This window comes from Novosphingobium sp. Leaf2 (assembly GCF_001421325.1).
In the GTDB taxonomy this organism is placed as follows: Bacteria; Pseudomonadota; Alphaproteobacteria; order Sphingomonadales; family Sphingomonadaceae; genus Novosphingobium.
Genome location: NZ_LMJY01000018.1, coordinates 234,430 through 249,810 on the forward strand (window position 1 = coordinate 234,430; position 15,381 = coordinate 249,810).

General features: G+C 62.0%; 10 protein-coding genes and 2 tRNA genes. 7 read left to right on the top strand and 5 right to left on the bottom strand.

The window, feature by feature from the left end; all coding sequences use genetic code 11:
- Positions 1-34 precede the first annotated feature (34 nt).
- The 3 genes from ASE49_RS14180 (at position 35) to ASE49_RS14190 (ending at position 2,406) form a co-directional block, all read left to right on the top strand.
- Positions 35-110, top strand: a tRNA-Lys gene (locus ASE49_RS14180).
- A 25-nt stretch (positions 111-135) separates the two neighbouring features.
- Positions 136-211 (top strand) — tRNA-Lys (locus ASE49_RS14185).
- Between the two features lie 200 nt (positions 212-411).
- Positions 412-2,406 (top strand): TonB-dependent receptor plug domain-containing protein, encoded by a 1,995-nt coding sequence (locus ASE49_RS14190; protein ID WP_056773984.1) that lies wholly within the window; start codon positions 412-414, stop codon positions 2,404-2,406.
- 15 nt (positions 2,407-2,421) lie between these two features.
- Here the strand turns inward: ASE49_RS14190 and ASE49_RS14195 are convergent, their stop codons facing one another.
- From ASE49_RS14195 to ASE49_RS14210, 4 genes are all read right to left on the bottom strand, one after another.
- Entirely contained in the window at positions 2,422-2,742 is a 321-nt protein-coding gene (locus ASE49_RS14195) for a PilZ domain-containing protein (protein WP_056773806.1), read from the bottom strand.
- Positions 2,743-2,803: 61 nt separating this feature from the next.
- Positions 2,804-2,983, bottom strand: a complete 180-nt coding sequence (locus ASE49_RS14200; RefSeq protein ID WP_056773808.1) for a hypothetical protein — start codon at positions 2,981-2,983, stop codon at positions 2,804-2,806.
- Positions 2,983-7,230: a translocation/assembly module TamB domain-containing protein gene (locus ASE49_RS14205; protein WP_056773811.1), complete on the bottom strand. Its 4,248-nt coding sequence runs from the start codon at positions 7,228-7,230 to the stop codon at positions 2,983-2,985. The genes ASE49_RS14200 and ASE49_RS14205 overlap by 1 nt, the downstream gene beginning before the upstream one ends.
- Positions 7,230-9,545, bottom strand: coding sequence for an autotransporter assembly complex protein TamA (locus ASE49_RS14210; protein WP_056773813.1), 2,316 nt, complete (start codon positions 9,543-9,545; stop codon positions 7,230-7,232). Before ASE49_RS14210 ends, ASE49_RS14205 begins: the two co-directional genes overlap by 1 nt.
- Positions 9,546-9,718: 173 nt before the next feature.
- Between ASE49_RS14210 and ASE49_RS14215 the strand changes: the two genes are divergently transcribed.
- From ASE49_RS14215 to ASE49_RS14235, 4 genes are all read left to right on the top strand, one after another.
- On the top strand, positions 9,719-10,777 hold the full coding sequence (locus tag ASE49_RS14215) for a YihY/virulence factor BrkB family protein (protein ID WP_235522996.1): 1,059 nt from the start codon (positions 9,719-9,721) through the stop codon (positions 10,775-10,777).
- A 106-nt stretch (positions 10,778-10,883) separates the two neighbouring features.
- Entirely contained in the window at positions 10,884-12,200 is a 1,317-nt protein-coding gene (gene ribB / locus ASE49_RS14220) for a 3,4-dihydroxy-2-butanone-4-phosphate synthase (RefSeq protein ID WP_056773819.1), read from the top strand.
- A 7-nt stretch (positions 12,201-12,207) separates the two neighbouring features.
- Positions 12,208-12,630, top strand: coding sequence for a 6,7-dimethyl-8-ribityllumazine synthase (gene ribH, locus ASE49_RS14225; protein ID WP_056773822.1), 423 nt, complete (start codon positions 12,208-12,210; stop codon positions 12,628-12,630).
- A gap of 718 nt (positions 12,631-13,348) precedes the next feature.
- The gene (locus ASE49_RS14235) at positions 13,349-13,927 is read left to right on the top strand and encodes a winged helix DNA-binding protein (protein WP_056773828.1); all 579 of its coding nucleotides are present in this window, start codon (positions 13,349-13,351) and stop codon (positions 13,925-13,927) included.
- Between the two features lie 79 nt (positions 13,928-14,006).
- Here the strand turns inward: ASE49_RS14235 and eno are convergent, their stop codons facing one another.
- Positions 14,007-15,293, bottom strand: a complete 1,287-nt coding sequence (gene eno, locus ASE49_RS14240; RefSeq protein WP_056773830.1) for a phosphopyruvate hydratase — start codon at positions 15,291-15,293, stop codon at positions 14,007-14,009.
- Positions 15,294-15,381: the final 88 nt, after the last annotated feature.

Here is a 15,381-nt window from a genome sequence, read left to right on the forward strand (position 1 = left end):
GGCGGGCCGCAAGGCCCTCGGGGACAGGTAGCGTGGACGCATAGCTCAGTTGGTAGAGCAGCTGACTCTTAATCAGCGGGTCCTTGGTTCGAGCCCAAGTGCGTCCACCATCCTTCCCTCCCCGATGCATCGTGGGGACGCATAGCTCAGTTGGTAGAGCAGCTGACTCTTAATCAGCGGGTCCTTGGTTCGAGCCCAAGTGCGTCCACCACCCATCTCCGGCGTTGAAAACTCTCGCATTGGCGATCATCCACCAGGCCCGTAAGAGGCAGTCAGCATTCTGCTTAGCTGGTGTTTCGGGCATGGGGATTAATGGCGGTATCCTGCAATCTTGACGCAATTGGCGCAGTTCGGCCTAGCGAAAAGCGAAACGGCTTTTTCCGTTTCGTCGCAGCAAGCACCGCAGTGTGGATGCCTGCCATGGTGGCTCTTGCCCCTGCCTCGGCTCATGCGAGTGACGATGGACCATCCGATGCCTCGCCCATCATCGTTACCGGCCACGGCCTCGACGACGGCCCTGCGATACCGGCCTACGATGTGCAGACAATAGGCCGTGACGCCCTGGTGACCACCGCGTCGGGGCGGATTGAGGACGTGCTCTCATCCGTTGCCGGATTTCAGCAGTTCCGGCGATCGGATAGCCGCGCGTCGAACCCGTCGAACCAAGGCGTTACCTTGCGCGCGCTGGGCGGGAACGCATCAAGCCGCGCGCAAGTCCTGCTGGACGGGGTGCCCGTGGCCAACCCGTTCTTCGGGTACATTCCTTTAAGCGCCCTGGCGCCAGACCGTCTTGTCTCGGTTCGGGTAACACGCGGCGGCGGCATGGGCGCGTTCGGCACCGGCGCGGTGTCGGGCACCATCGGGATGCAAAGCGCCGGGCCGGACACAATCGGCCTGCTTCAGGGCGAAGCATTGATCGACAATCGCGGCGAAACGCAGACGTCCGTCACTGCCGCGCCGCGCCTGGGCGAAGGGTTCGTGGTCGCCAGCGTGCAATGGGATCGCGGCGAAGGATTTCAGACCACCCCCGCGGACCAGCGGGTGCCGGCAACATCGCGGGCCGCTTATGAAAGCTGGTCGGCATCCCTGCGCGCTGTGGCACCGCTGACCGACACGGCGGAAGTACAGGCCTCCACGCTCGTTTACGACGATCAGCGTACCTTGCGTTTCAAGGGGGCCGATTCGACATCGAGCGGTGAGCAGGGATCCTTGCGCTTCGTAGGGCACGGCGATTGGCAGTTCGACGTACTGGGGTATGTTCAGGCACAGGACTTTTCCAACGTCGTTGTCAGTGCGACCAGCTTCAAGAAGACGCTCGACCAGAAAAAGACGCCAACCCTGGCGATCGGCGGCAAGGCGGAAGTGCGCCCTCCCATTGGAAAGGCGCACGTCCTGCGCCTGGGAACGGACATGCGCCTCTCCAGCGGCAACCTGGTCGAAGTGCCATACAATGCCGCCGGACGGGCTACGGCGTTTCGTCGCGCCGGCGGCAAACAATCGGATTTGGGGTTTTACGTTGAGGATGACTGGACGCTGGGAAAGCTTGTGCTGACGGGCGGCGTCCGGGCAGACCGGTGGACCATCCGTGACGGCTTCTACCGCGAGTTGAACGCTGCCGGCACGGTTAACCAGAGCGTGCTCTATGCCGACCGTGATGGTTGGGAAGCCAATGCACGCGGCGGCGCGCGGTGGCAGACAACGCAGACGTTGTCGGTGCGCGCGGCTGCGTACACCGGGCTTCGGCTGCCTACGCTTAACGAGTTGTACCGGCCGTTCGTGGTGTTTCCGATCACCACGCGCGCCAATGCCAGCCTCAAACCCGAACGTCTGCGCGGCTATGAGGCAGGGCTGGATTTTACGCCTCGACCGGGCTTGTCGCTGTCCCTGACGGCGTTCGACAACCTCCTGAAAGACGCCGTCGCCAACGTTACGCTATCCCCCACCTTGCGCGAGCGCCAGAACGTGAAGGCCATCCGCGCGCGGGGTATCGAGGCAAGCGCCGGGGTGAAGGCCGGACGGCTGGACCTTGAAGCGTCGCTTTCCTGGACCGACGCGCAGGTGGAGGCTGATGGTTTGCAAGCGCAGCTCAATGGGTTGCGTCCGGCCCAGACCCCGCGCCATGCTGCAAGTGGCACCATAGCATGGACGCCGCGCGTTTCCTGGCGGCTTTCCGCAACGCTGCGCCACACCGGTGCCCAGTTCGAGGATGACCTGGAGACCAGCATTCTGCCCGCCGTCACCACGCTTGACCTGTTCGCGCAAATCCCTGTCATCACCGGGGCAACCTTGGTGCTGCGCGCTGAGAATGTGACGGATGCCACGATCGTGACGCGCAACCAGGCGGGCTCCATCGACCTTGGGCAACCGCGCACCGTGTGGGCGGGCGTCAAAGTCGATTTGCGATAACCTGCGCAGATCGTATCACGCGGCGGTGATCTCAATTCCGTAAGCCTTCGCAAGCTGTGCGATGACGTGATCGGCCAGTGGCACGGTGAACTGCAGACCCGTCGCCGTATCTCCGATCCAGCGGACCTGCGCCTCGATCGGCTTCATGTTGGCGATGCTTAGCCGAACGATCTGGCCAGGTACGAACGGCTCGGCGCAACCCACGATGCTGCAGCCCAGATGCGAAACGTCGCCCAGTTCCACCGGGAATACATGCCAGCTCGACTTGCGGCAGCGGGCATGGAGCAGAACGGCTATCCGCTGGCTCGCCCGGCTCCCGGTTTCATCCGACTTCATTGTGATTCCTTGATACGGCACTTGCCGGAAGGGCATAACAACCAAGCGTAAACCACGAGTTTCAGCGCGTGGGCGTTTCCTCGTCCGGTGGCGCGGTGCTGGCCGCCACCTGCGCGTCGATGGTCCTGGCGCGCGTAACCACATCATGCGTGGCTGCATCGTATCGCTCATCGAAGCTGGGCTGGCGCTTGCACCCGCCCGTCAGAAGCAGGATCGCCAGCACCGGCAACACAGCGCGCATCAGTAGTCCTTCTTTATGCGCACGTTCAGGCTGTTGACGCCCGAACCACCCGCCTGGCTCAGCACCGACAGCCACTTCGTCACGCTCACTTCAAGCTGGGTGGCGGTAAAGCCGCGCGCGTCAGTGATCAGCTCGACGTAGATGTCGTCGGTCAGATACTGGCCAGCGGCTACAGCGGTGCCGCGCCCGGTCGTCTGGTCCGGACCCAGAATACGCAGGCGGTCGATGCCAGTTGCCGAACGCAATTTGCCCAGCGGATTTAGGCCGCCACCCGTGCCCCGCAGCGAGTTCAGCGAAGATGCCAGCTGCACCGCCTGGATGGCGGAGAGGTTGGCGATCGAACTGCCGAACAGAATGCGCGAGAGCACCTCGTCGTTAGGCAGGCTCGGGTCTGACGAAAACGTGATCTGCGGATTGGTGGCGTGACCGGTGACTGCGACCTTCACGGTCACGTCGTCGATGTCGTCGGTGGCGGTGATATCGATCGTTGGGTCCAGCGTCGGGCCACCAGTGAACGAGGCTTTACCGTCGCTGAGCTGGAAGGACCGGCCGGCAAAACCCAGCGTGCCGCGAATGAGCGTCACGTCGCCTGAGACGACAGGCGCTGCGCTGGTTCCGGTCACGTCAAACTTGGCGCTCCACTCCGACTCCAGCCCCATGCCAGACACGTAGAGCTTTTCAGGCGCGCGCAGATGAAGGTCGAGGCGCAGCAGCGCAAAAGCGCTTGGTGTGGGCGGCGCAGGCTCGTCCCCGGTGATCCTCGCGGGGCCGCGCGGCGGCTTGAAGCGGACGCCGGTGAGCCGGGGCACTTGCGCCGCGCCTTCACGCACGACCTGATAGCGCGTTTCGGGCAGCCGGATATCGCCAGAGAGCAACGCGGGTTGCCCGGCTGCCTTGGTCAGGCGCACGGTGCCGGTGGCGGTAGCGGAAAGCGCGTCGCTGCGGGCAAGGCGCGCCTTGTCCAGCTTTACGGTCAGGTCCATCGGATACCCTGCGTCAGCCGCAAAGCTGACACGGCCCGATGCGCTGACAGTGCCGTCGCCTGCCTTGGCAGTGAGCGAACTCAGTTCAAGCGAATTGCCGGTGAACTTGCCCGCGAAAGCCATGCTGCTCAGCCGTGTTCCATAGGCCTGGTTTTCATAGACGATATCGCGGCCCTGAACGACGCCGTTGATACACGGATCGGATACGCGGCATGAAAAGTCTGCTGCAACGCCGATCGGGCCTGAGAAAGTCTGGCCGGCCAGTCCCGCGAACGAGAACAGCGTATCGGCTGGCCCATTGTAGCGGATGCCGCCACCCAACGGCGCGTTCATCAGACGGGCAGTCCAGGTGCCGGTCCCGGCGGGCAGCGGCCGCAGCGTTGCCACCAGACGCCCGATCACCGCGCCGCCGCGACGGAAGACCGCACGTGTATCCGCACCATTGGCCTGCAATTTGCCCGCGAAGTTGATGTCCACCGGCTGGCTGACCGTCGACGAGCTCGTCCGCGTGAAATTATTCAGGCTGAGACGGGCATCCGCCTGCGGGAACGCCCCGCTGCCGGCCTGCTCGAAATCGAAACTGCCGCTGGCCTTGCCGCCGATGCCATAGCCGGGCGCAAACGCGTTCAGGATTGCCAGATCGACGCCTTCCATCCGGCTTTGCAGCTTGATCCCGGCACCATAACTGCCCGCGAGTTTCAGAGTGCCGCCGCCGAACGTGATCTCGGTGGGCAGCAATTCGTACGTTCCATTGCGCGGTACAATCCGCGCGGGCGTCGCGGTCTTGAGGTCGAGGCCACGTACTTTCCCGTCCAGCGCCACGCGCCACACATCCGGCTGCAGGTCGGCGTTGACGCCCAGACGGAAAGGAACGCCGCTGACGCCTTCGATCAGGCCCTTCGCCTTGCCGCGCCCGTCGCGATAATCGACCAGCACGCGCGCTGCCGCCAAGTCGAGCGCCCCTATGCTGGTGCCGGCGATCTGCACATCGGCCACGATGGTCGGCTTGTCATACAGCACTGCGCGCCCGTCGATGATGGCAGAGCCGATCGACAGTTTGGCTGGGCCGGCAAACGTGGCGTCCTTGGCGCGCAGATTGAAGTCTGCCGCCTGATACTTGCCTTGCGCATCCAGTCGTACCAGACCGCCGATCCCGTTGCCTTTGGCGGTCAACTGCCCGGAGAACGGACCGGATGGGGTTTGAACGATGCGACCGGCGAAATCCACGCCGGACAAGTTGGCGTTGTTGATCTGGATCAAGGTGGCCTTGCCGAGCCCAAGCGTAACATCGGCGGTTAGCGGGCCATAGTCCGTATCCGCCTTGGCGTTAAGGCGGTAGCCGCCCGGCGCGCCGGTGATGCGCGCATCAAGGTTGGCGATGCCAATCCCGAGGCCGGGCCGTTCGGCGGTGACATGCGCGTCGGGATTGGCGATCGTGCCGGTCACCCGCACGCCCAGGTTGCCATATTGGCTTGACGTGCCATTGGCTGCCAACGTTATGCGGCCATCGGGTGACCAACTGCCCTGCCCGCTGGTGATGCGCATCAGCGGTGCGTTCAGCCTGACGCCTGAGAAATGCACGACGCCGTCCGACCCGTATTTCACGTTCGAGGATGCGGCAAAGTTTCCGCCCAGATACGTCTGCAGGTTAGGGTTAAGCAGTTTGGTCGATCGAGCGCGGACCGTGCCCTGCAGCGCGAAGCCGCGTGCCTCGGTCTTCAGGTCCATGTTGGTGCGGATGTCGAAGATGCCGATGCTGTCGAGCCGATAATTGTCGATCCGCCCGTCGATGGCCCCGGTGTACAGCCCCTTGCTCATGTCCGCGACGAGTATCAGGCCCGCATCGATACGGTCCGAGCGCAGGCGCATATTGTCCGACAGGATGCGCGGGCCCTTGATCGCCAGGTCGCCGTTCAACGTCACGTTGGCAAGGGTGCCACCGGCAACGCTGTCAAGCCCGGTCACCCGGCTCACGCGAGCCGCCACCGGGATCATGATGTGATCGGCATCGACTTTCGCCGCACCTTGTGTGGACAGGTTTTCCAGGCCCATGTCGTTCATCACGATCCGCCGCGCCGCCAGTCGATAGGCGACCGAGGGCGTGGCAAAGGCGCCATTCAGCGTAAGGTTGGCATTCATGCCCGCCCCGCTCAGGTTTTTCGCCAGTGCCGTGGGCTTGAGCAGCACGAAGGCCAGCTTGAAATCGGTAAACGTGTTTGCGCTGAGATCCACCACGCCAGCGGGCGTGAGGTTGAAGGCATCGCTGGACACCATCCCTGACACCGTCGCGCGGCGTTTTTCGAACGCGGTGACCAGATCCAGATTGGTGACGGGGCCAAGCAGGCTCGCGGTCGGCCCGGTAAACAGGCGCGCGGCCTGCGTCGGACCCTTGATTGTGAACGTGCCGTTGCGGGCGGTCAGCGCGAGGCGCGCCAGCGATCCACCGCCCAGATCGGCGTTCAGGTTCCCGTTCCAGGCCGCCCAGTCCCCTTTGCCGCCAAGCTTGAGTTTCACCGGCTGGTTCAGGCCGGCGAGGCCTGCGATCAGACCGCCACGCGGGGCGTCGAGGTCGATCGCCATGTCGAGCCGATTACGTTCCGGAACGGCATCCAGCAGCGCGGAAAACCGGTCGCCGCCGCCCTTGCCTTCGATGGCAATCGTCCCGCCACTGGCGCTGATCTGCGCCCGGCCATCGGCGATATGGGCCCGCCCCTTAACGGTCATGATGCGGCGTTGGCCGGCCACGGGCGCTTCAGCGATGAAGCGGTCGATCTTCAGCATGCCGACGTCGATGTCGAGGTTCGGCAGCAAGGGTTCATTGCTGGGCGGGGTTTCCCGGAACCGGGGTGAGCGGCGCAGGACGACCCGCTGCGCAGTGGCGCTGCGTACATCGACATGGTTCTGCAGGTAGGCGAACGGATGCCAGTCCACCTGGATCTCGGGCGAATACAGGAATTCGCCTGCCGGGTCGCGAACCGACAAGCCGCGCAGGATCATCTTGCCGTATAGCGAACCGTCGATCCGGGCCACGGTGATGCGCATGCCGTTTTCGAATTCGATTCCGGCGATCTGGTCAGCAACGAAACGGCGGCCCGGCCCCGTATTGATGCCGAGCACCACAGCGAGAACGAACGTCAGCAACCCCAGCAGTACGAAGGCCACTGTCTTGGCGATGCGTATCCGCACCCGGCGCCAACGCGAAGTCTGCGACGGCTCTGTCACCACCACAGTATCGTTAACCTGAACCCGATCGTCCCCCGTCATCAGAACGCCTGCCCGATCGAGACATAGACATTCAAAACAGATTCGCCCGGTTTGCGGCCCAGCGGTGTCGCCACATCGAGGCGGACCGGGCCGAAGTTGGTGTAGAAACGTCCGCCGATGCCGACGCCGTAGCGCAAGTCGTTAAACTGCGGGGTGGTCTGGCGATAGGCTTGGCCGCCATCGAGGAAGGCAACAACACCATAGTTGCCGAATCGATAGCGCGCCTCGAACGACCCTTCGTTAAGGCTGCGTCCGCCCACGGGTTTGCCATCGGGCGCCTGCTCGCCCAGCGCCTGATAGGCATAGCCGCGGACCGAACCGCCGCCGCCGGCATAGAGCCGCCGAGACGGCGCAATGTCGAACAGGCCAACGCCCTGAATCGTGCCAAAGCGGACCCGCCCTGCCAGCACCAGACTGTCGCTGACCGAAAAATAGGTAGAGGCGTCAAGTCGGCCGCGAACGTAGGGTTGCACCCCATTGCGAACCGACGCTTCGGGCTCCGCCAACGCTGTCAGGCGATAGCCTTTCGTGGGGTTTAGCAAATCGTCCGACGTATCGAAGCCCACCTGACCGTTGATCCCGGCGATGTAATACGTTTTGCGCGAACGACCGCCAGTGGCGGGATCATAATCGGTTTCCGCCGTGCCCAGAAACTCGATGCCATAGGCATACGTAAACCGCTTCTGCCACAAAGGCGTGGAATCGCGCGCAATGCGGGCTGCGAGCCGTCCGGTGTACGCGTCGTAGGCATCGTAGTTGTTGTGATAGGCCTGCGCCACGATTTCCAGCGTACGATCGCGCTTGCCCGCATTGGAGCGCCGGAAGGTCACGCCTGCACCCTGCTGGCGCGTGCCGGCAATGGCATTTGCGATCAGTGCGCCTTCGGGCGGGAACAGGTTGCGATGGGTCCAGGTGGCCTGCGCCGTAATACCCTCGCCGGCCGCGTAACCCACAGAGCCCGCGATCGTGCGCGGCGGCCCGGCATCCTGCACAACCTCAAGGTCCACATATTGCGTGCCGTCGCCTTCAGGCGTTGCCTGATCGGTCTTTTTCGGGGCAACGGTTACCGTCGAGAACAAGCTGGTGGCGACGAGCGCCTTGCGCAGGTCGTCCACCTTGCGACTGTCATACAGATCGCCCTGCTTGAAGCGGGCGAGCACCTGAATATGGTCCGCCTTGAAGGCCAGATCGCCCTTGGTCGTGATACCGCCAAAGCGGCCACGTGGCCCTACGGTGACCGGCAGAGTATACACACCCGATCCGGCGTCAGGATCCAGCAGGATATCGCGCTGACCCACTTCCGCGAAGGGATAGCCGTTTTCAGGCAACGCCACCGCGATACGGGCTTCGGCGCCCTGCACGCGATCGGCCACGATTGGCTCACCCACCTTCAGCGGGAAATTATCGGCGATCAGCGTGGGCGGCACGGTCGGGTCCGCCTTCACGTTCAATTCGGAAAACACGTAACGCTTACCCGGCGCTACCGTAAGCACTGCGGTCAACGCAGGATCATCCTGATTGCTCGCCGGATCGAGCCGCGTGCGCACGATCGGGCTGTACCAGCCCTCGGACGCCAGCACCGTCTGCATCAACTGACTGTCTTCGCTCAGCCGCGATGCGATCATCGCGCTGTTGGCGGCCTTGCCATGGCCTTTCTTGAGCGCAGACAGGGAATTGAACTCACCCGCGAGATCGGTGTCGCTCTGCTTGTCGGCAATATCGAGACCTTTCAGTTCGGTGCGATAGCGCACCTCGACATCCTTGCGGTCGCTCGGCGCATCGGCGGCGATCTTTACGGGCGTGACTTCGAACTGATTGATTGGCGGAAGTGGCGCAGTCAATTCCGCGTCGCGCACCGGCGCATCGCCGACCGGCACCGTATTCGCGGCGGTGGTCGTCGTCGGCTGCTGGACCGCGGGAGCACCGGCAACCTGCTGCCCAGCCTGTGGCTTGGCCGTTCTGCGCTCGAATTCGTCGATCGACTCCAGCGGCTTGTCCAGCTCGGGATCGTTCGTGGCGTCAAGCTTGGGTATGGAGGCGTTGAATTCGCCGTCAGGAATGATCGGCTCTACCTGGGGCAGATCGACACCCGCAGGAGGCTTCGGCACGACGACTTGCCCGGCTTCCAAACCGTCCGTGCCTGTCTGCGCATCGGCGCCACTAGCGGCCGGGGCGGAATTGCCCCCCGATTGTTGCGCTGCAACAGACAAGGGAAAGGTCGCCGCGACAACCAAAGTGACCGCAATGACATTTCTTGCACATCCGTCCCGCAAAAAAAGGGAACAAGCGGCCTTTCGGTCGATTAGCGAGGACATGAACAACGCGACAAATCACCCCTGTGCCAGACAACCGCGTCCGGCCCCTCCTGAACATGCGTATAGCACGGCGTTAACGAAAGTTCCCTTTCATCGGCAACCATTTGATGGATAGCAAGAACGTCGGGGATGAGAAACCCCAAGCAAGTGGCGGGCAAGGCGAGCAGGCGCAGATGATCGATCCGAAGCCTGGCTACGACGCAGCTTCACCGTGGAGCATGCCCGCAGCGGCTTGGATAAGCGTGCTCAAGCGCGTGTGGGTGATGATCGGATTCCACGAACTGGGATTGCTGGCGGCTGGCCTCGCCTTCTACGTTTTTCTGGCCCTCACGCCGTTGATCGGTGCAACGGTGATGGTCTACGGCCTGGTCGCGAACGTCGACACGGTACGCAAGCAGATCGCCAGCATCGTTGATGTGGTGCCCGCAGATGTCGCGCGGCTGCTGGAAGAGCAACTCCTGCGGATCATTTCGACGAACGCCAGCGTGACGGGGCTGGCGCTTGTCATCGCGCTGTTCTTTGCGATCTATGGCGGCATGCGCGCGGCAGGCGGCATGGTGAGCGCGCTCAACATCATCAATGAAGAGCGCGAAACGCGCGGGATCATCGTGCTGACGTTGCGCACCGCGGTACTGACCCTTGCGGCGATCACCATCGCGCTCACCGGTGTGCTGTCCGGCGGTATCTTCGCCTGGCTGCAAATTCAGACCGGCGTTTTCCTTGGCGACATCACAGCGTTGCTGTTCAAGATCTTGACTTGGGTTGCCGCGATCGGCCTGGGCAGCACGGGTTTTGCGCTGATCATGCGTTACGGGCCTGATCGCAGGCCCGCAAAGTGGCGCTGGCTGGTGCCGGGCTCTCTGCTGGCAACGCTGCTCTGGATCGCGGTATCGTTCGGCTTCTCGCTCTACGTCGCTTATATCAGCGATTACAATGCCATGTATGGGTCGCTCTCGGCGGTCGTGGTGTTTCTGATGTGGTTGTTCCTTTCAGCGTACGGCGTGCTCCTCGGGGCCCTGCTCAATGCGGAGATAGAGCGCCAGACGCTGTGCGATACGACTGCGGGTCCCGCCAGGCCGATCGGTCGACGGGGTGCCGTGCTTGCCGATCTGGTCGATGATAATGTCCCGTCCTCGGATCAGCTTCACAAACGCAAACGCCGCCGTGCCGAGGCGGCCCGCCTCAAGGCGCAGGGCGAGAATGGGCCGGACACCGCCGAGACGACAGAATGACCACAAGAGAATGACTAGGCCGAACACATTCACCTGCCTTCGGGGTTGATCGGAATGTGATGCATAGTTATACATCACACATCTTAATGTGTGGATTAACATCGCAATGGCCAGTGACATAATCGAAAAAGTCCGCAAGCTGATAATTGATGGCGGCATGAGCAAGGCGGGGCTGGCGCGTGCTGCAGGATTGCACGCCAATACCTTGCGAGACTGCACGGAGCCGGACTGGAACCCGACGGCCGATACACTTGGCAAGCTGGAGCGTGTTCTGTTCGCCAACGACGAGCGCAATGCGCTGGTGCCGATCGAGGAAATCATCGACGAAGCGCGCAACGGCCGGATGTTTATTCTGGTGGATGACGAAGATCGCGAGAATGAAGGCGACCTCATCATCCCGGCACAGATGGCCACGCCAAGCGCCATCAATTTCATGGCTACACATGGGCGCGGCCTGATCTGCCTGGCCCTTGCGGGCAAGCGGATCGAGGAACTGGGCCTTGATCTGATGAGCCGGCAGAACGGCACCCGGCACGAAACCGCGTTTACCGTCTCGATCGAGGCGCGCGAAGGCGTCACCACAGGAATTTCCGCAGCGGACCGTGCACGGACTATATCTGTTGCGATCGACGGATCGAAATCGCGCGACGATATCGTCACGCCGGGTCACGTCTTTCCGCTACGAGCCCGTGAGGGCGGCGTTCTGGTGCGTGCTGGTCACACTGAAGCGGCGGTGGACATATCCCGCCTTGCCGGCCTCAATCCTTCTGGCGTGATCTGCGAGATCATGAAAGAGGACGGCGCGATGGCGCGCATGGACGATCTGATGGCGTTTGCCCGCCTGCACGAATTGAAGATCGGCACGATTCGGGATCTGATCGCTTATCGCCGACGGCATGATCGGATGATCGAGAAGCGCAGCGAAGTTGCCTTTCATTCCCGCCACGGCGGCGACTGGACCGCGCGGTCCTATTATAACCGGGCAACCGGGGATGAAACGGTCGCGCTCGTCAAAGGTCGCATAGATCCGGCACAGCCAACTCTGGTGCGCATGCACACCCTGTCGATGTTCAGCGACATCTTCGGAGACGATTCGGGCGAGCGAGGCGATCTGCTGCACGATTCCATGCGGATGATCGCAGCCGAAGGCGCCGGCGCAATCGTGGTCATCAATCGTCCGATGACTAAAATGATGTCGCGGATGATCGATATCCGCAACGAGATACGCGGCGGCGGCAGCCCGGACCTCGAAGAAATCCGCGATTACGGCGTAGGCGCCCAAATCCTGGCGGAACTGGGTATCCATGACATGATCTTGTTGACCAACACCCGCCATTCCCTTGTCGCGCTGGAAGGGTATGGACTCAACATCGTAGCGGAGCGACCGATCACCGGTAGCTGCGCCGAAACGCACGAAGGATAAAACCGCAATGGCCCGATTTCTGATCGTTGAAGCCCGATTCTATGAACGCCTGAACGATTTGCTGATCGACGGTGCGAAGGCGGCAATTAAAGCCGCTGGACACAAGGCCGATGTCATCTCGGTGCCCGGTGCGCTGGAAATTCCCGCCGCCATTTCCTTGGCGGATGGCTCAGGAAACTATGACGGATATGTCGCCTTGGGCGTGGTCATCCGGGGGGAAACCTACCACTTCGAGATTGTAGCCGGCGAATCGGCGCGCGGCATCATGGCGCTGACCATGGACGGAATTCCGATCGGCAATGGTATCCTTACCGTCGAAAACGAAGCCCAGGCACTTGAGCGCGCCGATCCATCACGCAAGGATAAGGGCGGCGAAGCGGCTCGTGCAGCCGTAGCGCTTTACGATCTCAAGCAGCGCTTCGACGGATGATCACGGGTTGCTGCCGCGTCCCGCGCGGAAAACGGAGGACACGGCTCTCGTGAACTTGCCTTTTAAGGTATCTCCGGGAAAATTACGTAATGATACCTAGTGAAGCACCCACCTCCAAGCGCGCGCTGCTATGTTCTCGGCTGCGATGCGTAGTCTGCAGAAACTGCAAGCAATGTGTTCCCAAGTAGGACGTATGCCAATTCGTCGTTTTTTAACAAATGTTCTTGGTGTAGCGCAGCTTTGTCTTCCGAATTAGGTCTAAATCGGAGGATTTCGAAAAACCAATGCCAGGTCAACTGGCGGGTCGCAAACCGAGGCTCGGGAAACGAGTCCGGGCTGGAGATGCTATCTGCAGCCTGCCGGAGAACACGTTAATGAACAAAAATGCCGCTGCCGACGCAGTGCTAACCGAACTTTACGGCTGCATTGCCAGACTTGATGACCTTGGTGCGTCATTGGCTGCAATCCACGTGGATGCTGCGATCGAATCCCTGTGCCGTCAATTCACACTTGCACGCAGAACCTCCGATACGGATCAAGCTGCGCGCGACTAGTACGCGCCCGCCCCATAAGGTTTCATCCAACGCGGACGATATTCGTAGGTATGCGGACCAGGGTTTTGGTCCGATCCTAAGATGTTTGTGACGCATCAATGGATTTAACCTGCGCAGAAAGCACAAGCAAAGTTCTGCGAATTGGAACCGGGTGCCACATATTCATGGAGAATACCGACCAGTTGATGCGTAACCGCGCCAAGGCCATTCGCCTTATCGGTATCGCGAACGAATTGCTGGCGATGGCGCGAGAACTGGAAATTGGCGAAAGCCCATCCATGCTGATGAAATCGCTGGCAAACAAGGATGAGCCACGAGCCAGCGAAAAATCCACAGCGAGCCAGGATCACCCCATCTGGGTGGAGCTTGCCAGGCAAACCTACGAAGACCGGCGGCGGCGCATCAAGATATTCCGAACCGATGATCTGTTCGGCGAGCCTGCGTGGGACATCCTGCTCGATCTGTTCATCGCGGCCAAGGAACGGCGCCGGGTATCGGTGACAAGCGCCTGCATCGGCTCCGCCGTGCCCTCCACCACGGCGCTGCGGTGGATCGCGCAGCTGGAAAAGCATGGTCTGCTCGTGCGGGAGGCTGATCCCGGTGACGCTCGGCGGGTCTACGTCAAGCTCAGCGCCAAGGGCTACGCCGCGATGCTGGAATACTTCGCATCCGCGTCTCGCGCGGTCGTCCGGCTGGATGAGGCGCAGCCTGCAACGCTCGCCCGGCTGATCAGCTACCAGTAACGCAAATGGCGGATCATCCTCCGCTGCTCCCGGTCAAAGCCGGTCAGCAGCGGAGAACGCATCATGGTGTTAACGCGGCTCAGCGCGCCAACCGGCCGAATGCACCGGCGCCGGCATAACGTGCGGCTTTACCCAACTCTTCCTCAATGCGGATCAGCTGGTTGTACTTCGCAAGCCGGTCTGACCGCGCCAGCGAACCGGTCTTGATCTGGCCGCAGTTCGTGGCGACAGCCAGATCGGCAATCGTCGCGTCCTCGGTTTCGCCCGAGCGGTGCGACATAACGGCGGTGTAGCCTGCGCGATTGGCGATCGAAACCGCCTCAAGCGTTTCGGTCAGGGTGCCGATCTGGTTGACTTTCACCAGCAGCGAGTTCGCCAGACCCTGTTCGATACCCATCGTCAGGCGCTTGGGATTGGTGACGAAAAGATCGTCGCCCACGAGCTGGACTTTGTGGCCGACCTTGTCGGTGAGCGCCTTCCAACCTTCGAAATCGTCTTCGCTCATGCCATCCTCGATCGATATGATCGGGTAGGCTTCTGTCAGGTCGGCAAGATAATCGGCGAATGCCACCGGCGTCAGGCTCAGCCCTTCGCCGCTGATTTCGTATTTGCCGTCCCGGAAAAACTCGGTCGACGCGCAATCCAGCGCCAGCTGGATGTCAGTTCCGGCCTTGAAGCCCGCCTTTTCAACCGACGCCATGATGAAATCCAGCGCATCGCGCGTGCTGGCAAGATTTGGCGCGAAGCCGCCTTCGTCACCTACGGCGGTCGCCAGGCCCTTTTGATGCAGGCCCTTCTTCAAGGTGTGGAAGATCTCCGCGCCCCAGCGCACCGCTTCCGCGATCGATCCGGCCCCGACCGGCATGATCATGAATTCCTGGAAATCGATCGGATTGTCGGCATGCTCGCCGCCGTTGATGATGTTCATCATCGGCACCGGCAGGACATGCGCGGAGACACCCCCGACGTAGGAATACAGCGGCAGCCCTCGCGCGTTGGCCGCAGCCTTGGCGACGGCCAGGCTGGTGCCCAGGATCGCATTGGCGCCAAGCCGCGCCTTGTTTTCGCTGCCGTCCAGTTCGATCATCGCAAAGTCGAGTTCGCGCTGATCCTCGGCGTCAAGGCCGACCAGTTCTTCCGCGATTTCGCCGTTCACCGCGTCTACCGCCTGCAACACGCCCTTGCCCAGATAGCGCGCGCCGTCGCCGTCCCGCAGTTCCATCGCTTCGTGGGCTCCGGTGGAGGCGCCTGACGGCACCGCGGCGCGACCAAAGCTGCCATCTTCGAGCAACACGTCCACTTCAACAGTGGGATTGCCGCGGCTGTCCAGAATTTCCCGGCCGTGAATGTCGATAATCGCGGTCATTGAAGCGGTCTCCTCTACGGGCGCATGTTTCGCGTTTCCGTCCGAACGCGGTCTTAGCAGGGGAACTTCGCCTGACAAGTTGCGTTGC

Bases quoted from the DNA above. Each gene is read 5' to 3' on its own strand.
- ASE49_RS14210 (WP_056773813.1), bottom strand. From the start codon at position 9,545: ATGTCCTCGCTAATCGACCGAAAGGCCGCTTGTTCCCTTTTTTTGCGG.
- ASE49_RS14190 (WP_056773984.1), top strand. From the start codon at position 412: ATGCCTGCCATGGTGGCTCTTGCCCCTGCCTCGGCTCATGCGAGTGAC.
- ribB (WP_056773819.1), top strand. From the start codon at position 10,884: ATGGCCAGTGACATAATCGAAAAAGTCCGCAAGCTGATAATTGATGGC.
- ASE49_RS14235 (WP_056773828.1), top strand. From the start codon at position 13,349: ATGGAGAATACCGACCAGTTGATGCGTAACCGCGCCAAGGCCATTCGC.
- ribH (WP_056773822.1), top strand. From the start codon at position 12,208: ATGGCCCGATTTCTGATCGTTGAAGCCCGATTCTATGAACGCCTGAAC.
- ASE49_RS14195 (WP_056773806.1), bottom strand. From the start codon at position 2,742: ATGAAGTCGGATGAAACCGGGAGCCGGGCGAGCCAGCGGATAGCCGTT.
- ASE49_RS14200 (WP_056773808.1), bottom strand. From the start codon at position 2,983: ATGCGCGCTGTGTTGCCGGTGCTGGCGATCCTGCTTCTGACGGGCGGG.
- eno (WP_056773830.1), bottom strand. From the start codon at position 15,293: ATGACCGCGATTATCGACATTCACGGCCGGGAAATTCTGGACAGCCGC.
- ASE49_RS14215 (WP_235522996.1), top strand. From the start codon at position 9,719: ATGATCGATCCGAAGCCTGGCTACGACGCAGCTTCACCGTGGAGCATG.
- ASE49_RS14205 (WP_056773811.1), bottom strand. From the start codon at position 7,230: ATGACGGGGGACGATCGGGTTCAGGTTAACGATACTGTGGTGGTGACA.